Below are 22,032 nucleotides of genomic sequence, written 5' to 3' on the forward strand. Positions count from 1 at the left end.
ACCCTGCAAAGAACATGGAGTATGACGATACTTCTTCAACACCCACCCCAAGAGCATAGAAATCTCCTGGGAGGCCTTTAAATACAGGGGAATGCGCTGGGTGGAGTGTTGCCTTAACACTAACCCCAACACCCAACCCAACACTCCACCCGACACCCAACCCTAAGGATATCAGGAAAGATTAACTCTGACGGCACGTGTCAAATAAATTCCAGGTTCATTAATCTTGGCTATTTACTCCTTAACCAAGAAAAAATTGCGCTCTGCTTAAGAAAATATTTTTTCCTAGTGAGGGAGCAATTGCTACATTTAATGGTAGCAAAATTGCTTCCGTATAGCGTAAAGAAAATTCTGCAATATCAATTAAAGCCAAGAGTCTCAAGGGGGAGTGTAGGGGTTACTGTTGGGGTTAGTGTCAGGGGGTGTGTTGACACAACACTAACCCCTGCTGAATATATTGTATTTAAAGGCTTTTCAGACAATATTTCTATTCTTGGGGTGGGTGTTGCACACAAAAATAATTGTTGTCAAAAATAGTATCGAGAAACGTCGTTTCTCGATGAGCAACACGTCGTTTCTCGGACAGAGATACGACGTTATGGTCATTCGTGTAGCGTCGCAGACAAAAATATCCATGAATAATTCAAGTAAGACAAAAAAGTGAACAAAAAAACGGGCCGAAAATGGCCCGTTAACTAGATTAATCGTTTGAGTTAACTAAAATCATGAATCGAGTTAATTCAAATGATGATTTTAGTTAACTCAAATTTTCAGGGGTATTATATGGGGATTTCCAAGACGGTAAAATATCTTGACCGTTCAGGATTAGAAGTCCAACTCAAACTTATAACCCAGCGTCACCTCAAAGACGCGGTTGTAATAAGCATTACCGATGTTCTCTACTTTCAGGAGGCCCCAGTTGTAACGGGCGTCAAGCACTACGTTATTATATTCGTAGGAGATGCCGACAGGGATAGCCAGGTCGAACTTATTGACCTTGGGTTCTTCGCCTGGTGTCAACATGCCCACGAGCTTATAGAATTCGTCAATATCGTAAGAGCCGTTATCGGTCTCCATCTTGGCCTTCAGGCGGAAGCCTGGTTGCACACCAGCCTTCAGAGCCAGTCCTGGCAGCACATAGACATTGGCCATAATGGGGATATTGGCATAGTCGAGGTCCGCTGTATATCTGGGAAAAGGGTAATCCTCATCGTATTTACCACCTTGGTTAGACACCATCACACCTGCCGACAGGCTGAAGATATTCGTGATCATATACTCTGCCTCCATACCAAAACAGGCATCGCCAATGGTCTTCTGGGCATCCGACAGCGTACTGACGTTCAAGCCAACCTTAGGTTGTACGGTACATGTTCCTTCTCTGCGCTGAGCCACTGTCACAACAGATGTGAGCAGGGCAAGAATAGTTAAAATCCAGGTTTTCATTTTCATTATTTATTAGGTTTGATGATGCAAAAATACGAATTAGTCGGTAAAGCACAAAACAAAAACGCGAATTATTTGCGGTATTAAGGAAAAAAGCGTACTTTTGCACAGCTAAAAACAACTAAAACAAATGAAAAAGAAACTATTACTCCTATCGCTGCTCATGACCATCATGTCAACAATGCTGGCGCAGAACGCCATCGTGACCACCCACTGGCCACTGAACAAGTCTATAAAAGACCTGGCGGTGGGCTCAACGGCCTACAATAGCGCCACGGCCTCAACCACGACCTGCGAGGGCACGGACGTGAAGCAGATGCTGGAGACAAGCGTCACCTTTGGTTCGAAACTGGCATTCCAGGCCACGATAACGCCTCAGAGCTACGCCACGAAAGAGGTGACGGGACTGCAACTGCTGCGCTTCAAGGTGCAGGGTGCCGCTGACGGCAGCAATGACTACGGCATGATACTTCAGATCAAGCCCAATACCACCGACCTGACCTACGTGCCTACGAAGGTGGGGGTGAGTGTGGCATCGTGGGTAAAGAACAGCAGCCCTGCCTTCGAGATACTACTGCTGAAACTGAATGCGGCAGGCGAGGTGACGCAGACATACGAGCTGGGTAAGGTAAACAGTCACAGCGACATAGACGCCAACTACGACGATGCATCGTTTGACGTGCCCGCAACAGCCACGGCCAGCAATGATGCCTGGCAGGTGGTGGTACGTATGGCGCAGGGCTATGCTAACGGCAAGAACCTGGCGATGGGCAACGTGACGCTGACGGGCACGGCCACGGTAGGTGGCAGCGTGCAACTGAGCACGTTTACGGCAACGGTAGTACCTGAGGGTGCCGGTACGGTGTCGCCTGCCCAGACATCCGTTGTCACAGGCGATAACGTCAGTTGTACGGCAACGCCCAACATCGGTTATGCCTTCGAGGGTTGGTATATTAATAATGTACAGGTAGGTACGGACAATCCCCACCTGTTTACCATCAGCAGCGATACTCAGGCAGAGGCCCGTTTCACGAAGTTGGAAGAGGCCACGCTGACCTATGGCACCGACATGCCTGCGATGGGCAGCGTGAGCATCAGCGACAAGGGCGATAACGGCAAGTATAACGCAGGAACGGTACTGACGCTCACGGCAAAGGCCAACAAAGGACACTACTTCGTACGTTGGGAGGACGGCAATGGTAATGTGCTGTCAACCAGCGCACAATACACCTTCACGCTGAATACGGATATGACCATCAAGGCCGTGTTTGCCATGGTGGACAACTACCGTGCAGACCTCATCGCCTTCCCCGGTGCCGAGGGCTATGGCAAATATACCACAGGCGGACGCATGACAGACAACAGAGGGGCAAAGGTGTATTACGTGACACGCACGGACGACTGTTCGGACGATGCACTGGTGGAAGGCACGCTGCGCTGGGCCCTGCGTACAGGCGACGACACGCCACGCACCATTCTGTTCCGCACCTGCGGCACCATCTATCTGACGTCGAAACTATCCGTGAATCACCCCAACGTGACCATAGCCGGTCAGACGGCACCTGGCGGTGGTATCTGCATTGCCGGCTACCAGATGAAACTGACACAGCCCAACATCATCATCCGTCATATCCGCTTCCGTGCCGGCGACCTGGCAGCTACGAGCATGTCGCCACTCGATGTGGAGAACGTGCATCATATCGTGCTGGACCACTGTTCGTTCTCATGGTCTATGGAGGAGAACCTGACGCTCTACGACACAGACTCCACCACGATGCAATGGTGTATCTCGGCCGAGGGCCTGTACTATTCCAAGAATGTGAAGGGCGAGCGCTCGTATGCCATGCAATGGGGTGGCGAGCACGGCACGATGCACCACTGTCTGGTGAGCAGCTGCATCAGTCGCTCCCCCCGTTTCAATGGTGTGAGAAACCAGGCAAAGCCCCTGGAGCACGACCTGCACGTGGATAATGAGTTTGCCAACAACGTGATATTCAACTGGGGTAACCACAACTCCATACACGGTGGCGAGAACGCCTCGGCCGACGAGTCGTCGTACGACCGCGTCTATATGATCAACAACTACTACCGTCCCGGTCCTGCCACCTATAGTGGGGCAGCCGCCAAGCGCTATTTCGTATCGGCATCGGGCGATAACATCAACCTGGTGGGCGAGTGGTATCTCTCGGGCAACAAGTTTGAACTGAGCAGCAGATGGGCGCCAAACGGCTCTATCTGGAGTAACACGGAACTGCAGAAGGTGAACAATGACAACTACTACGGATTCACGTCAGACTATGCCTCACGCGCCATGAATTTCTGGTCGGTATCACCCTCACAGACACTGGCCGACAAAGCCCTGCTGCATGAACTGCCTTACGCCCTCAGCGGCATGACCTACGAGACGGCCGACGAGGCCTACCGTCAGGTGACGCAGAAAGCAGGTGCCTCCCTACCCCGCTATGACGAGGTGGACGAACGCTTGTTGGCCGAGGCAGCCGGCACTCGTCAGCCACAGTATCACGGCAGCACCTTTGAGAGTGAGAAGAAGCCAGGCACGATGATTACACCTGCTGCAGGCATCATCAACTCGCCTGCCGACATCACGCTGTCGCGCTATGATGAGTTCTACGCCAAGGACGAGGCCACAGGACAGACCATCAAGACACAGATGTGGCCCTGGATGGGTATGGAGGAAGGCGAACAACTGATGCAGGATACAGACCTGGACGGCATGCCGGATGAGTACGAGAAGAGCGCAGGACTGAATCCCAATGACGCATCGGATGGCTACAAGCTCACAGAGAGCGGCTACTCAAACCTGGAGATATTCCTCAACGGCGTGGCCGATGGCACGATAGACCTGAAGCCCTATAAGATGACGGGCATCCGTACGCCTCAGAAAGACAGCAACGAAGGGGCTATATACAATTTGCGGGGGCAACGACTGTTGCACCCGCATAAAGGTATAAACATCCTGAATGGAAGGAAATATCTGGCAGAGGACCGCTAAACGGCTCCTCTTTTTTTATTCTGGGTTATAACCGAAGTTATCGAGCTCACGCTGCGATGAGCGCCAGTCCTTGTCCACTTTGACAAAGACCTCCAGGAAGATGTGCTTGTCGAAGAACTTCTCAAGGGCCTTACGGGCTTCGGTGCATACCTTCTTGAGTGCCACACCCTGATGACCGATGATGATACCCTTCTGGGAGTCGCGCTCTACGTAGATGACGGCATTGATATGAATCTGACGGTCGTCCTCCTTGAAGCGCTCCACGACAACCTCAACGGAATAAGGAATCTCCTTGTCATAGAACAGCAGGATTTTCTCACGGATAATCTCGCTCACAAAGAAGCGGGCAGGCTTGTCGGTGAGCTGGTCCTTATCAAAGAAGGCAGGACTCTCAGGCAGCAGTTCCTCGATACGTTTCAGGATAAGGTCCGTGCCAAACTTATTCTTGGCAGAGATAGGCAGGATCTCGGCGTTAGGCAGCAACGAATGCCATTTGTCGACGATAGCCCCAAGCGTCTTCTGATCGCTCTCATCAATCTTATTAATAAGCAGCAGCACAGGAATGGTCATCTTCTGCACCTTCTCAAGGAACTCCATATTCTTCTCGGGGTTCTCCACCACATCCGTGACATAAAGCAGCACGTCGGCATCGGCCAGCGCACTCTCACTGAATGCCAGCATCGACTCCTGTAACTTGTAGTTGGGTTTCAGCACACCCGGGGTATCACTGAACACAATCTGCATATCATCGGTATTCACAATACCCATGATACGGTGACGCGTGGTCTGCGCCTTGAACGTAGCGATAGAGATACGCTCGCCCACCAGTTGATTCATCAGTGTACTCTTACCCACGTTGGGGTTGCCTACGATATTTACAAATCCTGCCTTATGTTTCATGTGTTTTTTATTTGATGCTGCAAATTTCGGCATTTTTATCGAGACTGCCAAATATTTGAGACACAAAAAAGAAAAGGAGTAAAAGAGCTATTGTCTTAACTCCTTAACTCCTTTAACTCCTCTAACTCCTCTAACTCCTTCGTTCCTTATTTAAATATGAGCTGTGCAAACTGATAGAGGCTGCGACGCCAGGTGTGCCACTCGTGGGCTGTTCCGGGAGACTCGTAGCCAACGGCATTCATGCCAAGTTCATCATGAATCTTCTTTGCGGCCTCCTCGCAACCCATGTTCTCCTTGCCACCACCACTCATAAAGAGCAGTTTGACATTCTTGGCAAAGCCTTCAGAGTTCTTCACCTGCTCCACGTTCCATGCACCACTGCTGAATGACCCCACATAGGCGAACTTATCAGGATTGGCAAGGGTTATCTCGCGTGCCTGCATACCACCCATAGAAAGACCGGCATAGGCACGATGCTGAGGATCGGCAATCACACGATAGTTCTTCTCTACCATAGGAATGATATCATTGAAGAGCACATTCTTGAAGCCCTCTGAGAAACCACCGAAGCCACCGAAACCGCCACGACGGGGACCTGCCTGACCGGGAGCACCCTGACGACGCTGGCCCTGAGGAGCGGCACCACCCTGTGGACGCTGTGGACGAGGACCGCCAAAGCCACCCTGCTCACCAGGACGACGAGCATTCAGGCCGTTGTCCATCACGATGATGCAAGGCACAGCCTTCTTCTCTGCGATGAGGTTATCCAGGATTTGAGCGGTATGTCCCTGCTCGGCCCATCCGTACTCGTTCTCACCCATACCGTGCTGCAGATACAGCACAGGGAATTTCTTGGTGGGATTGGTGTAATACTCTGCGGGCAGATATACATGGCAACGGCGCATCTTCTCTGTATAGGTTGACCAATAGAACACCTCGCTCACAGAGCCCTGCGGCACGTTCTTCACCTGCCAGAAATCCTGGTCGGCAGAAGGAACCTCGATACCACTGCCCCAACGGCTGGCGCCATAGTAATAGAGGCTGGCAGGATCGGGCACTGAGGCGCCGTCGATATTCAACTGATAATAGTGGAAGCCTTCGTCCTGAGGTTCTGATGTACCGGTCCACAGACCGTTCTCGTCCTTGGTCATCTCGTAGATCTTGCCTGCGATGTCGAGGCCTACGAACTTGGCATTAGGTGCCATGATCTGCGCACGGACCTGACGCTTGGAATTCACTGCAGGGAACTGCTTGTTTTCCTGATTACTGATAGCAGGCTTGAAGTCTTCAACCTCTGCCTTTACTGAAGGTACTACGGGATTTCCACGTTGAGCACCGAACTGTGCTGATGCCGTCATAGATGTAAGGGCAACAGCTGCTAATAAAAAGAATTGTTTCATAGGTTATATTGAAATTTTGGTTGGGTTTACATATTCCGATTGTATTGACGTAGCAAAAAGGGAAAAGATAAAACGCGGCGGGCGTTGTTATGAAAGATTAACAATTAGCCTTAAACACAAAAAAAGCGAAGCACCACAAGATACTTCGCCTTTTTTATCTGATAAAAATCTTTTTACTTGCCATCGTATGCCCAACGCAGGTAGTTGGCTCCGTGAACGAAACCAGCACCAAACGCTGTCATAATGATGTTATCGCCCTTCTTCAGTCGAGGTTCATACTCCCAAAGTGCGAGGGGAATAGTAGCAGCTGAGGTGTTACCGTAATGCTCGATATTCACCATCACCTGCTCCATAGGCATCTCCAAGCGCCTTGCTACTGCCTCGATGATACGCATGTTAGCCTGGTGAGGAACAACCCAGTTGATGTTGTCCTTGTTCAGACCATTGCGCTCGGCAATAAGAGCACAGTCGTCGCTCATATTGGTCACTGCATAGCGGAACACGGTACGACCCTCCTGATAGGTGTAGTGCATACGGTGGTCAACGGTGAAGTGACTTGCGGGACTCACTGAACCACCTGCCTTCATATGGAGGAAGGGCAAGCCCTGTCCATCGGTACGCAGATAGGAATCCATCAGTCCGACGTTCTCCTCTTCTGTGGCCTCAAGCATCACGGCAGCTGCACCATCACCAAAAAGTGGACAGGTGTTGCGATCCTTGTAGTCGGTAGCCGACGACATCTTGTCGGCACCAATCAGGATAATCTTCTTGTAGCGACCACTCTGAATCATTGAAGACGCTACATCGAGGGAATACAGGAAGCCACAGCAAGCTGCCCAGAAATCGAATGCCATAGCATTCTTCAGGCCCAGCTTACCAATAACAATACTTGCGGTAGAAGGGAAGTGATAGTCGGCTGTTGATGTTGCAACGATAACCGCATCGATAGAATCGGGATCAGCTCCCGTCTTCTGCATCAACTGCTTGGCAGCCTTGCGCGCCATATAGGAAGTGCCGAGACCCTCTTCTGTGAGGATTCGGCGCTCCTTGATTCCGACACGCGTCATAATCCATTCATCGTTGGTGTCGACCATGCGTGACAATTCCTCATTGGTAAGGACATAGTCAGGTACGTAGCCTCCAACGCCGGTGATGATCGCGTTAATCTTTCCCATTACTCAGCAACCTCTTCGTTCATCTTGATAGCAACCTTGCCGCGATAGTAACCGCAGGTGGGGCATACAGTGTGATACACATAGTAAGCGCCACAGTTGGGGCATACAGCCAGCGTAGGTGCTACTGCCTTATCGTGAGTACGACGCTTGGCAGTACGAGTGTTTGATTGTCTTCTTTTAGGATGTGCCATAATGTATTACTATTTTAAAATTTACAATTTATAATTTCATGTGCGGGAGCAAACTATTCACTCTTCACTTTTCTCTTTTAACTTCAAAAGTGCACTCCATCGGGGGTCTATCTCCTTTGCGTCCGCATCACTGCTTCGGGCAGCCGAATGCTCTTCAAGCACTCGCATCATAGCATCGTTACAATCGCCAGGTTGATGAACGTGCTGGATGGGTACCGCCAGTGCTATAGACTCGTAGATGAACCAAGCCGCCTTGAAAACACCCTCGTTCTCATCAACGGTGATGATATCATCTTCCTCGTTGTATTCGCTTCCGAGCTTCACCACCAGACGGAGGTCGGCCCCGATGGGCTGGTCCATCATATCCAGGCAGCGATCGCAGGGGATGCGAACTGTGCCGTCAGTATGCAGTTGAAGCTCATAAAAGCCGGTTGCCTTGCGTATAGACCCCGACACATGCAACGAGCCACCTTGCAACTGAGCACCTTCGAGCGACTCAAAGAATTGGTCGTCCAACTCCCACGAGAGAGGGGTTACCTCGTCCGTAAGTGCCTTTAAATCAATATCAAATCGCTCTAAGTAACACATATACACTTTTTTAGCGGGTGCAAAGTTACCACTTTTTTTTCGAATACGCTCATTTTTTCTTCATTTTCTTGTATTTTTTCATTAAAATTACGTATTTTTGCCGAGAATTCTGAACGACATTCTCCAAAAAAGAACGTAAAAATGCAGTGGACGGAAAAAACTAGGCGGATAAAAAACTGGCTGGTGGTGGTCGCTATCTTAATAGCGGTGGCCGCCCTTTTAGCCTCTAGATACCTGGTGCGCGACCTGCAGCGCGAGGAACAAGGAAAGATGGAGGTATGGGCAAAGGCGATGGAAGCCCTGAACCAGGAAGACGAGATGACCTACCTGATGCTGGTGACACAGGTGATGGAGAGCAACAACACGATTCCCGTCATTGTGCTCGACTCGAAAGACCAGGTGATGGACTACCGTAATATTGAAGATACAGCCAACGTCAAGGAGTATGCGATGCGGATGAAGTTGTCGGGCAACGTCATCAGGATTGAACTGGACGGCGACTACCAGCAGGTGTGCTACGACGAGTCTATCATGCTGAAGCGCCTGACGTACTACCCCTATTGGGCACTAGCCATTGTGATGGTGTTTGCCCTCGTCGCCGTTTTTGCCATTCTGGCAGCTAAGCGTGCAGAGCAGAACAAGGTTTGGGTGGGCCTTTCCAAGGAGACTGCCCACCAGCTTGGCACCCCTATCTCCAGTCTGATGGCATGGGTAGAGGTACTCAAAGAGAGTTATCCCAATGATGCGCTGATACCTGAGATGGCCAAAGACGTGAAGCGACTGGAGCGGATAGCTGAGCGCTTCTCGAAAATCGGCTCTTTGCCAGAGCCCATAGAGACATCCCTAAACGAAGTGCTGGACCGCGTGATAGAATATATGGACAAGCGCACGTCGCAGAAAGTGAGCATCAAAGGCCATTATCCCGACCATGCCGTCATGGTGAAGATCAATGCATCACTCTTTGAGTGGGTTATCGAGAACCTGTGCAAGAATGCCGTGGATGCCATGGAGGGTGGCGCCGGCAAGATAGACCTGTGGCTGCTTGAGGAGGACGATATCGTGGCCGTGGAGGTTGTTGACACGGGCAAAGGTATCAAGAAAAAAGATATCAAGAATGTGTTCCGTCCTGGTTTCACGACAAAGAAGCGCGGATGGGGTTTAGGGCTCTCACTGGCCAAGCGTATTGTGGAGGAATATCACAAAGGACATATCTACGTCAAGTCATCAGAACAGGGCCGGGGCACCACCTTCCGTATCGAGTTGAAGAAGGCCTGACAATCATCTAATCTTCAACCCAGCCGAAACGGTCCCAGCAGAGTTTCTGATGCCAGGCATAGTTCTTATATGTATGATTCATACGGTAAGTACCATTTGAATAATACTGCGTGTTCAAAGGCACAAACATGCTGACACAGCCATAAGCATCATCATCCATGATAAACGAACCGAAGGCTTCCTTCTGACCACTCGGCATGGAATACCATTTTTTCGACATCCGACGGTAGGGTACGGCCTTATTAAAGGCATCATCCCACTTGGATAGCACATCTCCTGTGGTATAATAGCGCATCATGGCGCGCATGTCGTACATCAACGGCGTGTTCATATAAAGATAGAAGGCTATATGACTCTGCATCAACCCCAGAGACTGAGGATAGGAAGGCACGAACAGAGGCAGGATATCACGCGTGGCACTGAGGAGGGAGTCCAACTGTCGGGTATCTACCACTGAGAGCGGCAGACTATAGCCACTCAGATAAGCATCGCCGGCATAGTACTCTTTATAATAATCGTAGTAAGTATCGATGATACCTTTATAAAATGTTGTATCATTCTGGAAGAGACGCGGCACCATCTTATGATAGGGTGCTCCACTACCAGGTATCTCGGCAGGAGAACCAATAAGATAGTCCGTGGCATGGCGCAACTCGTAGGCCACCTCTATACACTGCATATTACAGCAGTCGGCAAAGATATAATCAAGGTGAGGCAGTGTCTCCAAGGCACGAGCCATCTGGGTGATATTCATGTATTTCTCACCACCCAGGTTACCATCCGAGCCCCAGTCCTGCCCATAGGAGCGACGTGCTAGCGAGGCCTCTTCCACAACAGAATCTTTATCGACGAGCCAGCCACTGGCATGGCCCCAAAGAACAAGACCATAACTGTCTGCTTCTGCTGCATGAGTCATGGTCTGTAGTATCTCACGAAAACGGGCTGGATCACTGGAATAGAAGTTCTCCCCATATTGTTTCACCGTATAACTCTTACCGCCATGCAGTTCCACGACTCTAGGGAATCCCATCTGCTTATTATTCCCCAAGCTGTCTATGAACACGAGCAAGCGTTGCTTATCTGTCAACTGGCGTGACCCTTCTATCAGCTCCAGCAAATCACTTTTCAGATAGCCCAGCGACGACAGGTTGTTTTCGGCTGCCATATAGACCATCACCGTTCGCTCAGCCTTTCCCAAGGTCCAAGGCAATGGTTCGTCGTCATCGCCACAGCAGGAAGAAAAACCTGTCATAGCAACGATAGCCAGCATAACCGTCACAGCCTTACGTCCCAGGTGCAGTTCATCAACCTTCATCAGCAACATACCGATAGCTATCCAGAGAATCTCACGTACACGACAGATAATGCTCACGAAGATACCCAGTGCGGCTGAGTCAACATCGCTACCCAGTTTGGTGGACATTCCAATGAGGGCGATGGAGAGCATGAAACCGCCTTCCTGAACGCCCAACTGCATAGGCAGGAAACCAATCAGGTTGGCCAGCAACGTGGTGAACGACAGTATCAATACTGAATAAAGGAACGTGAAGAACAGCCCTTCGAAGCCACCTCCGCAATCGATGCCGAAGAGGAGGAGCATAAACAGAATCTCCAAGCTCTGCACGATACGTGAGGCATACTCCATAAACAGACTATAGTAGAACGAACGCTTATCCTGCTTATGCAGGGCAGCAATCTGTTTGTCGATATTCTGCAACGCCTCGGCATGGCGTTTCTGGAAACGGGTGCTCCAGCCTTTCAGACCGGGAATCTTACCTATCCAGCGGATGAGTTTCACTACAAGTCCATGCTTATAGCCTTTTGAGAATACGTAGAAGGCCACCAGACAGAACACGATAGCTGCTCCCATCAGGCCACCAATGAAAGGCGTCATCGGCACATAGTCAATCATGGCCAGTGCCAGATAAAGGAATATCGACGTGAACCACAACCAGAAATGAGCGAAGAAATGCATCATCGCATAGAGGATAACCGACGAGGTGGCTCGCTGGTTACCGATATTCTTCGACAGTTCCATGATACGGTATGGCTCGCCACCCAGTCCGCCAACAGGCGTGGCATAGTTCAGGGCATAGCCTGTAATAGTGAGGCGATAGATACGCCAGGGACTCACCTTCCCCACCTGCTCACCATCCCCTACTCCAGGGACCGAACAGCTTTTGATGATGCTCTTCCAGGCCAAGGCATTGAGTCCATAAACCAATAGCCAGATACCCAGGATAGGTATCAGCCAGTAACCGGCATGAGCCAGATGATGCCACAGTTCGGCAAAGCTTACATCAAACGTCAGTATCATGACCACAACGGCCACAACACCAACGATAAAAAAGAGGTTATTCAGTTGCTGCTTAGTCCACTTCATAAGTACGGGGCTATTTCTCCAGTTTTTTTATTTAGAAAGACCGGCAGCGATACGCTTACAGAATGTCTCGTGACGATGGTTCACATACCAGTAGAGGATACCCATGCCGATAATCTCCCACAGGAAATTACCCACAGGGAAATCCAAAAGACAGAATAGGAACAGCCACGACTCACGGAAATTGAAGGTGAGCAGACCGTTCCACTTCATCAGGGGCAATGAGTGGCGACGCACCTCGTCACGCACCTCCTGGGGGATATTGTCCGTACTGCCATATTTCTCACGGAGTGCAGCCATCAGCTTCTGGAACTCAGGCGTCACGTCCTCCTGTTTCTTGGTATATTCTATATACGACTTCTGGAACCAGCGCTCATAGAATGGTGTCTCCTTGGGCATCTGCTCGTAGATTTCCTTCTGGCGTTCAGAGTTATCCAACTCGGCACCCTTCTCACCTTTCTGGAAGAACAGGTGCACCTGGATGTAATAGTCGGCCAGACGCTGCTGTCCCTGCAGTCCCCAGAGACCAGAGATGGCAGCCAGCACAAAGACCACACCCGTAGCAATGAGTGTGTTCTGCTCGTTGTTCTCGATACCCAGCCACTGGAACTCCAGATCATGATGCATATAGAAACGATACACCAATGCAAAATAGATGGGGAAGAACCAGGCAAAACCTGCCAGTCCGTCGAGGATACGTCCCAGACGGCTCTTCTTACCCGTCATACGGGCCAGCTGACCATCAGTACAATCAAAGATATCACCCCACATCAGCAGGAAGATACCGATGAGATTATAAACCAGTCCCAGTGTGCCACCATAATAGAAGCTGCCCTGTGCAAAGAACCAGGCACTGGCGGCACCGATAATCATCGACCAGATGGTGATGGTATTGGGGTTGACGTCAAACTTAGCGAAGAATACCGCACAATAATAGCAAAAGGGACGGATGACATGCAAGTCTAGCCAGTCCTCCGTCTCTGATGATTTCAGTGTTGCCCTGAATTTCTCGTTCATAACATCTTATTTATTATTATAAACGCGTTTGATGGTGTCGCAAACAACCTGTGTCTGTTCCTTACGTCCCAGTGTGATACGCAGGCAAGACTCCAGGCCCTTGTCGGTCATGAACTTAATCTTGTAGTCCTGAGCCTTCAACTCTTCCATCAACTTATCCTTGATCTCAACAGGATACTTGATGAGGATGAAGTTGGCCACGCTCTTGTACACCTTGAAGCCAGGCAGGTCACCCAGTTCCTTCTTGTACAACTGGCGTCCCCATTCCATGTCATCAGCTACATGGCGATAGTGGTCATCACTATCCAGGGCAGCCAATGCCACAGCCTCAGAGAAGCGGTTGTAACCCAGGTACTTGTTCACATAGCTCAGGAACTGATCGTGGCCCTTGCCAATGAAACCGAAGCCACAACGCAGACCGGGCAGTCCATAGAACTTAGACAGGGTGCGTGAGATAATCAGGTTGCTGTACTTGTTGACCAGCGGAGCAATATAAGCGGTGTCCTTTGAAATGAAGCTTGCATAAGCCTCGTCAATCAGGACGATAGTGTCTGAAGGGATATTCTCCAGGATACGGGCAGTCTCCTCAGGAGTCAGACCGTTACCTGTGGGGTTGTTGGGTGATGCCAGCAACAGCATGCGGGGATGTACACGGTTGGTGTACTCGATAACCTCGTCGATATCGTAGGCGAAGGTATCCTCCTTCTCGTGCAAGGGGTACATCTCGAAGGTACCGCCACACTCCTGAGCCACCTTATTATAATACCACCAGGAGAACTCAGGAATCAGGATCTTCGTATTGGGAGTGCCGTTCACCTCCTGACTATTGATTGACAGGAAATAGTGGATAGCATTCTTCAGCATGTCCTCACCACCATAGGTCAGCAGCACCTGCTCCTCGGGTACGCCATAAATCTCACCGACGCGCACGCTGATAACACTCTTCTTACCCTGGTCATAGATACGGGTATAGAAGCACAGATCCTTAGGATCGAAGTTCTTAATGGCCTCTACCACTTTCTGGCTGGGCTCAAAGTTAAATTCATTTCTATCAAGAAAATTCATTTTATTCGTAATTTTAAGTTATTCTTTCTTAATCATAAAGTGCTGCAGGAATCAACTGCTTAGCATTCTCAAAGTCCTCCACGGTATCCAGTTCGATAGAGAAGAGGTTGGTGGTATCCACCACGCGGAAGGTATGTCCCTGAGGAATCAGACGCTCGAAGGCACGCTCATAGAAGATATCGATAAGACCTTCACGCTCAATCATCTGCTCCAGCTCCTTAAACAGGGCAGCACTGTAATCTGCAGTCATCTTCTCAATACCAACGCTCTCGCCGATGGCCTTCTCAATAGAGCATGTCTTACTGATTTCTACGATATTGTTATGCTCGTCCACCACAATTTTCATCTCTTCCTCACCAAGATCATGACGGTTCAGGGCCAAGGCACTGCCCTCTTCCTTCAACACGGTAGGAATAATCTGCGGATCAAACAGGATATCACTGTCAAGCAACAGAAAATCGCGTCCCTCGGTGAAGGGGCGTGTCATCCAAAGCGAGAAGATATTGTTATTGTTAGCATAGTCCACATTATCCAGGAAATGGATCTGCAGCTGTGGATAGTGCTGTGTCAGGAAATCACGAATCATCTGGCCACGATAGCCTGTCACAACGACCAGCTCATCAATACCAGCAGCCAGCATGCCATCAACCGTACGCTGCAAAAGCGTGCGCTGACCTACAGTCAGAAGACACTTGGGGCGTTCATCAGTCAGGGGGCGCAAGCGTTTTGCCATACCTGCTGCCAAAATCACACCTATCGGTGTCTGTTTATTATTCATCTTATCCATTGAGATTTAAAGAATTCACAAATCAAGCTGCAAAATTACGGATATTTTCCCATTTCACCAAAATATTTTGCAATGTTTCACAAGTAATGCAGGTGCTTTGTAAGAAAACAAGAAATAAATTTGTTTTTTTACAGATTTCTTTTTAACTTTGCCACCGAACACTAAAACAACACGACTATGAGTAAGTCTATTTATGCATATATCTTTACCTGTATCACCCTGTTAGGAGGCATTACATTTTACTCTTGCGATAACAAGCAGACCATGGAGAGCAAAGCCAACAAGGCCGATAGTATTATTTTTAATGCTGGTATCGTGAAGGATTATACGCAGATGCGTGCCCTTGCCGACAGTTTTGAAATGTCGGGAGACATCACCCCTCTCAACGCTAACCGCTGGCGAGGTGCGTCCTACTATCGTGAGGGCAACAATACCATGGCAGAGATTTGCTTCAGAAAGGCATTGGAAAGTGAAATCACTTCCGAACAGGACTTGGTCAGCTATATCAAGTCGGCACGCCGTCTATCAGAGATCCTGCTTGTAAAGGGCGACTACGAGGGCTCACTCAGCATTGCAATACCTGCTGTAGAGAAGATGGATAATGCGGGAATAGGTTCTGACATCGACTATGCCATCCTGCTCAACACCATCGGCTGTTGTCAGTTGAATCTGGGGCAAGACGAGGAGGCCAAGGAGAGTTTCATCACTGCCCGCGAGCGCTACGTAAGCCGCTGGGAGTCCGACAGCACCAGCCGAGGATTCCAGGAGGCGGTAGTTGGCACGGTGTACACCAGCATGGCTTATATCAACACGCGAAAGTATAATGATGCCATCTATTGGATTGACCGCTCGGCTATGCTCCTGAATGAATACAGAAAACGCCCTGACGCACGTAAGGAGTATTTTGATGAATACCAGGGACGTATAGAAATCATGCGCGCTGTGGCACACGAAGGACTGGGCGACGAGGAGGAAGCGACCGAGGCTTACGATGCTTTTCTGAAAACCAACTACTCCAAGACTCCTGCTGGTCGCATCAATGCCACCGACTATCTGATTGTGGCCAGACGCTACGGGGAAGCAGCTTACAACTTCCGTTATCTGGAGCAGGCATTTCAACAATGGGGCATGGGGCTGTCTTTGGACAATATCCAACTGTATCTGCTGCCTAAATATAACGCCAATACGCAGGCTGGCCGCATAGACTCTGCACAGGCCATGAGTGCTTATATACTCTCCATCCTCGACTCGGCCATCACTGACCAGAAAGACAACACCGCTGCTGAGTTGGCTACAATCTATAATACCAACCTGAAAGATGCGCAGATTGTACAGCAACAGGCTGATATGCAGCGCTCACGCTGGATTAGCACCATGTTCATCTTGGCTCTGGTCGTCATCTTCTTCATTATCTACTCGCTGCATCGCCGCAGGGCGCAGATGAGACTAGCTGCTGCCAATAAAAAACTGGAGGAGACCAACACCCAACTGTCAACGCTCAACTCGCAGTTGTATTCACTCAACTCGCAACTTGTCACAGCTAATGCTCGTGCCGAAGAGTCTTCAAAGATGAAGACCAACTTCATCCACCAGATATCTCACGAAATCCGCACGCCTCTGAATATCTTGAGCGGTTTTACGCAGATCATCACTACGCCTGGCATGGAACTCGATGATGCCACACGTACGGATATCAACAATCAGATTAATGACAACACCAACCGTATCACTGGTTTGGTCAATAAGATGCTGGAACTTTCTGACACCACGTCACAAGCCGTCATCGAACGAAATGATGATGTGCCCGCTGTCCAGATTGCAGCTCAGGCTGCCGAGGACTCAGGCATTAATAATGCGACCAATATCACCTTTGATTTACAGATAGCACCTGAGGCTGAGACTGCGATGCTTCACACCAATCTGGCTCAGGCAACCCGTGCCTTGGTACTCTTGCTTGACAATGCCATGAAATTTATCAGTGAACCAAATGCACCGGCATCTGAGGGCACCGTCCGACTGATTGTATCACAAATCGACGAGCAAACCGTCTGCTTCAACGTTGAGGATACTGGTATCGGTGTCCCTGTAAAGGAAGCCGAACATATTTTTGATGAGTTCGTACAACTGGATGATTATTACGACGGCACTGGCATAGGTCTCACCGTGGCACGTTCTATCGCTCGCCGACTGGGTGGTGACATCACGCTCGACACAGCATTCACGCCTGGTGCTCGCTTTGTATTCACCCTGCCTCTGTCATAGCTCATAGTTTTCTCAGTATTTCCAAGAGGGAGACAGGGAGTTGTCCGTCGGCCTGACGGGGGGCTAGCAGCAGTTGCACGATATCCACACCGTCCAAAACAGATGTATCACGATGATGCTGTTCGTTCCATGAGTTTTCCGACTGACTCAGGGTCGTCTCTCGTGCCGTCAGCAGGTGGTTGCCGCTCTTGGGTGCCAAACTGATACAGTGATGGATATGGAGGGTACAGGGGTATGGATTGCCAAATCCGTAGTTGATATCATTATCCACGGCCAGACAGTGGGCTATCTCCATCTCACCGGCATTATTATTCTGATCAAAACCTTTTTTACGATGTCCCACGGCAAGACAGTTCATCAAGACTGTGTGATGTCGGGTATATTCGCCGGTTGCTTTATTTTCCTTTCCCTGACCACCGAGTTTAAATCCATTGGGATTACCGCCATTTGGGAAATGTTGCAGGTCTTTTCCAGCCAGACAAGGGAGTTCGCTGTCCACGCCTGTAGCTCGCGGATGATTGGTCAGGTCAAACTCGGCAGGACCATTATGATAGGTCACGCAAAACAGGTACATGGTTGGCACACCGTCCTTCGTATCACGCTGAAAAGAATCCCAACCATCGTCCGAGTTATTCCATGCTCTGCAACCAATATAAGTATTGCCTGCAAAGGCACCTCCACCCTGCTTATCCGCAAAGCCATCGGCATTACCGCCGTCTGCCTGATAATCAAAGTTATCATGCGAATCACAGTTTATCACCAGATTATGTCCGCCTTTACGCAACTGCACACCCGAGTCACAGCACCCATAGACATCGAGTCCCTCCAGACGGCAATAGGAGGCATTCTCTAACCAGACACCTTTCTTTCCAGCATATCGTATGGTAAGATCTTTTATCAGGATATGACTTCCGGACACCTTCATACCATTCATGTTAATCTGCTGTTGACGGAAGTCGAGGACTGGACGAGCCCCCTTTGCCGCACAAATAACAACCCATTTATCGGCCGTAGCATTCACACTCACTACAACCGTATTCACGAGGTCATACTGCCCGTCAAGGAGTAAAAGTGTGTCGCCTGGTTGAAGTTTGCTGACCATAAACCGCAGTTCTCCGGGAGCATTCACTGATGTTCCTGACAGGTCCTTACCTAAGGGAGAAGCATAACGAGTAATGCCATATGTCATACTGCAGCAAACAAACAGCTGAAAGAATATAAATAGCGTTTTTACCCACATAGTCATAATGTTTTAGTGTTTTTAGTTTCAATGCAAATTTACAGAATATTTCCGAGATAACCAAATAATCGGCAAGATATTTATGGGCACACACAAACGAAAAAGACCCTGACTCATTGCTGAATCAGGGTCTTTACTTGTAAAAAATGGCAGCCTCCTACTCTCCCGCATTGCATTGCAGTACCATCGGCGCAAGCGGGCTTAACTTCTCTGTTCGGAATGGGAAGAGGTGGGACCCCGCCGCAATAGCCACCTGAATATCTTCGCTAAATTGATAATTGACAATTGATAATTGACAATTATACAACCGCGTATAAGGTTGACATATCACACTAAGACTGAAGTCTAAACTTCATCGTCAATACTGTCACAGTTGAAAGCATGCGCTTTATTAGCGAAAGCCTTCGGGCAATTAGTAGTGCTCGGCTTTGACATCACTGTCTTTACACCTGCACCCTATCAACGTCGTAGTCTACGACGACCCTCAATGGAGCCCTCATCTTGTGGCCGGCTTCGCACTTAGATGCTTTCAGCGCTTATCCGATCCCGACGCGGATACCCGGCGGTGCACCTGGCGGTACAACCGGTAAACCGGAGGTCAGTCAAACACGGTCCTCTCGTACTAGTGTCCGATCCACTCAAGACTCCCACGCCCACGATAGATAGAGACCGAACTGTCTCACGACGTTCTGAACCCAGCTCGCGTGCCACTTTAATGGGCGAACAGCCCAACCCTTGGGACCTTCTCCAGCCCCAGGATGTGACGAGCCGACATCGAGGTGCCAAACCACCCCGTCGATATGAGCTCTTGGGGGGGATCAGCCTGTTATCCCCGGAGTACCTTTTATCCTTTGAGCGATGCAGTTTCCATACACTTGCACCGGATCACTAAGCCCCAGTTTCCTGCCTGCTCGGCATGTCTGCCTCCCAGTCAAGCGCCCTTTTGCCTTTACACTCTATAAGGCCGGTTACCAATCGGCCCGAGGGCACCTTTGGAAGCCTCCGTTACGCTTTTGGAGGCGACCACCCCAGTCAAACTACCCACCAAACAGTGTCCACGCAACTGCGTGTTAGACCTCAGGCAGCAGAAGGGCCGTATTTCAACGGCGGCTCCATGAACGCTGGCGCGCCCACTTCATAGCCTCCGGCCTATCCTACACATCCGATGACCAAGGTCAGTGCTAAGCTGTAGTAAAGGTTCACGGGGTCTTTTCGTCCCATCGCGGGTAATCGGCATCTTCACCGATACTACAATTTCACTGAGATCGTGGCCGAGACAGCGTCCGGATCATTACACCATTCGTGCAGGTCGGAACTTACCCGACAAGGAATTTCGCTACCTTAGGACCGTTATAGTTACGGCCGCCGTTTACTGGGGCTTCAATTCAATGCTTCATGTTACCACTGACATCTCCTCTTAACCTTCCAGCACCGGGCAGGTGTCAGGCTGTATACCTCATCTTTCGAGTTTGCACAGCCCTGTGTTTTTGTTAAACAGTTGCCTGGACCTATTCTCTGCGCCTCACTTAAAGTGAGGACCCTTTATCCCGAAGTTACAGGGTCAGTTTGCCTAGTTCCTTAGCCACGAATCTCTCAACGCCTTAGTATGTTCTACCCGACTACGTGTGTCCGTTTGCGGTACGGGTACCACACGGGTTAAGCTTAGCGGTTTTTCTCGGGAGTATGTTTACCTGCGCTATCAAGTTCTTCCGAAGAAGACCCTGTACTGTCACGTTCGGCTCGGAGTGTGGATTTGCCTGCACTCCTCTACACCTACACGCTTCAACGTGCTATTCCGTCAGCACGCGGCAGTGTCACTGCTCCGTCACCACGTCGCCCCGTATGGTAGTCACGGAATATTAACCGTGTCAGCCATCGCTCTCGCCGTTCGGCTTAAACTTAGGACCCGACTCACCCCGGGGTGATTGACATCGCCCGGGAAACCTTAGTCTTATGGCGGACGGGAATCTCACCCGTCTTATCGTTACTTATACCTACATTTGCTTTTCCAGAAACTCCAGTGAAGGTCATCCTTCACCTTCGACGTCGCTGGAATGCTCCCCTACCGATACTTCTTAATGCTATCCCGCGCCTTCGGTACCTGTCTTATACCCGATTATTATCCATGCACGGCCTCTCGACTAGTGAGCTGTTACGCACTCTTTGAATGAATGGCTGCTTCCAAGCCAACATCCTAGCTGTCATCGAGGCCACACTTCGTTAGACTAACTCAGACAGGATTCCGGGACCTTAGACGGCGGTCTGGATTCTTCTCCTCTCGGGGACGGACCTTAGCACCCGCCCCCTTACTGCCGGACTGCAGACCGTGAGCATTCGGAGTTCGTCAGGTCTCGATAGGCGGTGAAGCCCTCTTGACCTATCGGTCGCTCTACCTCTCACGGTGACCATCCGACGCGGCACCTAAATGCCTTTCGGGGAGTACGAGCTATCTCCGAGTTTGATTGGCCTTTCACTCCTACACACACCTCATCCGGAAGCTTTTCAACGCTTATCGGTGCGGACCTCCATCCCGTGTTACCGGGACTTCATCCTGGACATGTGTAGATCACTCGGTTTCGCGTCTACCCCATCCGACTTGGGCGGCCTCTTCAGCCTCGCTTTCACTGCGGTTGCGCCCCAGAAGGGCTTAACCTCGCCGGACATGGTAACTCGTAGGTTCATTATGCAAAAGGCACGCCGTCACTAGTATAACTAGCTCCGACCGCTTGTAGGCGACTGGTTTCAGGTACTATTTCACTCCCCTAATAGGGGTGCTTTTCACCTTTCCCTCACGGTACTGGTTCGCTATCGGTCTCTCGGGAGTATTTAGCCTTACCGGATGGTCCCGGCAGATTCGCGCAGAATTCCTCGTGCTCCGCGTTACTCAGGATACCACTAGGCCTCATTTCACTTCGCGTACAGAACTTTCATCTTCTATGGTTGAACTTTCCAGAACATTCTGCTCATGATCAGAGTACCACGGCGTGGTCCTACAACCCCCATTATGCATTGCTACATAACAGGTTTGGGCTCTTCCCCGTTCGCTCGCCACTACTAGGGGAATCATTGTTTATTTTCTCTTCCTGAGGGTACTAAGATGTTTCAGTTCCCCCCGTTTGCCTTCCTACCTTTGTAGGAATAACAGTCCTTCAGACTGCTGGGTTGTCCCATTCGGAAATCCCTGGATCAAAGATTATTTGCATCTACCCAGAGCTTATCGCAGCTTATCACGTCCTTCATCGCCTCCGAGAGCCAAGGCATCCACCAGACGCCCTAACTTGCTTTCGCCTATA

Annotated in this window: 14 protein-coding genes and 2 rRNA genes; 3 read left to right on the plus strand and 13 right to left on the minus strand. The window is 50.0% G+C overall.

Annotated features, from left to right (window positions below; all coding sequences use genetic code 11):
• Positions 1-825: 825 nt before the first annotated feature.
• Entirely contained in the window at positions 826-1,446 is a 621-nt protein-coding gene (locus L6468_RS12030) for a porin family protein (RefSeq protein ID WP_237796681.1), read from the minus strand.
• A gap of 130 nt (positions 1,447-1,576) precedes the next feature.
• Between L6468_RS12030 and L6468_RS12035 the strand changes: the two genes are divergently transcribed.
• On the plus strand, positions 1,577-4,459 hold the full coding sequence (locus L6468_RS12035; protein WP_237793423.1) for an InlB B-repeat-containing protein: 2,883 nt from the start codon (positions 1,577-1,579) through the stop codon (positions 4,457-4,459).
• Between the two features lie 15 nt (positions 4,460-4,474).
• Here L6468_RS12035 and era read toward each other — a convergent pair whose 3' ends face one another.
• The 5 genes from era to L6468_RS12060 form a co-directional block, all read right to left on the minus strand.
• Positions 4,475-5,359 (minus strand): GTPase Era, encoded by an 885-nt coding sequence (gene era, locus L6468_RS12040; protein WP_091855004.1) that lies wholly within the window; start codon positions 5,357-5,359, stop codon positions 4,475-4,477.
• Between the two features lie 146 nt (positions 5,360-5,505).
• Complete coding sequence (locus L6468_RS12045) at positions 5,506-6,759, minus strand: alpha/beta hydrolase-fold protein (RefSeq protein ID WP_237793424.1); 1,254 nt, start codon at positions 6,757-6,759, stop codon at positions 5,506-5,508.
• Positions 6,760-6,932: 173 nt separating this feature from the next.
• Positions 6,933-7,934, minus strand: a complete 1,002-nt coding sequence (locus L6468_RS12050) for a beta-ketoacyl-ACP synthase III (RefSeq protein WP_091818413.1) — start codon at positions 7,932-7,934, stop codon at positions 6,933-6,935.
• Positions 7,934-8,125 carry a 50S ribosomal protein L32 gene (gene rpmF / locus L6468_RS12055; protein WP_091818411.1) on the minus strand — a complete coding sequence of 64 codons (192 nt, stop codon included), beginning with the start codon at positions 8,123-8,125 and terminating at the stop codon, positions 7,934-7,936. The genes L6468_RS12050 and rpmF overlap by 1 nt, the downstream gene beginning before the upstream one ends.
• Positions 8,126-8,182: 57 nt before the next feature.
• Positions 8,183-8,713 (minus strand): YceD family protein, encoded by a 531-nt coding sequence (locus tag L6468_RS12060; protein ID WP_237793425.1) that lies wholly within the window; start codon positions 8,711-8,713, stop codon positions 8,183-8,185.
• 141 nt (positions 8,714-8,854) lie between these two features.
• Between L6468_RS12060 and L6468_RS12065 the strand changes: the two genes are divergently transcribed.
• Positions 8,855-9,988 (plus strand): sensor histidine kinase, encoded by a 1,134-nt coding sequence (locus L6468_RS12065; protein WP_237793426.1) that lies wholly within the window; start codon positions 8,855-8,857, stop codon positions 9,986-9,988.
• Positions 9,989-9,995: 7 nt separating this feature from the next.
• Here L6468_RS12065 and L6468_RS12070 read toward each other — a convergent pair whose 3' ends face one another.
• From L6468_RS12070 to L6468_RS12085, 4 genes are read right to left on the minus strand one after another with little or no spacing between them, the layout of a single operon-like run.
• A complete protein-coding gene (locus L6468_RS12070) occupies positions 9,996-12,371 on the minus strand; it encodes a clostripain-related cysteine peptidase (protein ID WP_237793427.1) in 2,376 nt (791 codons plus the stop codon).
• A 27-nt stretch (positions 12,372-12,398) separates the two neighbouring features.
• The gene (locus tag L6468_RS12075; protein ID WP_091818404.1) at positions 12,399-13,385 is read right to left on the minus strand and encodes a CDP-alcohol phosphatidyltransferase family protein; all 987 of its coding nucleotides are present in this window, start codon (positions 13,383-13,385) and stop codon (positions 12,399-12,401) included.
• A 6-nt stretch (positions 13,386-13,391) separates the two neighbouring features.
• Positions 13,392-14,450, minus strand: a complete 1,059-nt coding sequence (locus L6468_RS12080; RefSeq protein WP_091818402.1) for a pyridoxal phosphate-dependent aminotransferase — start codon at positions 14,448-14,450, stop codon at positions 13,392-13,394.
• A gap of 28 nt (positions 14,451-14,478) precedes the next feature.
• On the minus strand, positions 14,479-15,237 hold the full coding sequence (locus L6468_RS12085; RefSeq protein WP_237793428.1) for a phosphocholine cytidylyltransferase family protein: 759 nt from the start codon (positions 15,235-15,237) through the stop codon (positions 14,479-14,481).
• A gap of 177 nt (positions 15,238-15,414) precedes the next feature.
• Here L6468_RS12085 and L6468_RS12090 point away from each other — a divergent pair, with 177 nt between their 5' ends.
• Positions 15,415-17,499, plus strand: coding sequence for a sensor histidine kinase (locus L6468_RS12090; protein WP_091818399.1), 2,085 nt, complete (start codon positions 15,415-15,417; stop codon positions 17,497-17,499).
• A gap of 1 nt (position 17,500) precedes the next feature.
• Here the strand turns inward: L6468_RS12090 and L6468_RS12095 are convergent, their stop codons facing one another.
• The 3 genes from L6468_RS12095 to L6468_RS12105 form a co-directional block, all read right to left on the minus strand.
• Complete coding sequence (locus L6468_RS12095) at positions 17,501-18,688, minus strand: right-handed parallel beta-helix repeat-containing protein (protein ID WP_237793429.1); 1,188 nt, start codon at positions 18,686-18,688, stop codon at positions 17,501-17,503.
• A gap of 195 nt (positions 18,689-18,883) precedes the next feature.
• Positions 18,884-18,996 (minus strand): 5S ribosomal RNA (gene rrf / locus L6468_RS12100).
• Between the two features lie 135 nt (positions 18,997-19,131).
• Positions 19,132-22,027, minus strand: a 23S ribosomal RNA gene (locus L6468_RS12105).
• Positions 22,028-22,032: the final 5 nt, after the last annotated feature.

It is taken from the genome of Prevotella communis, from assembly GCF_022024115.1.
Lineage (GTDB): Bacteria > Bacteroidota > Bacteroidia > Bacteroidales > Bacteroidaceae > Prevotella > Prevotella communis.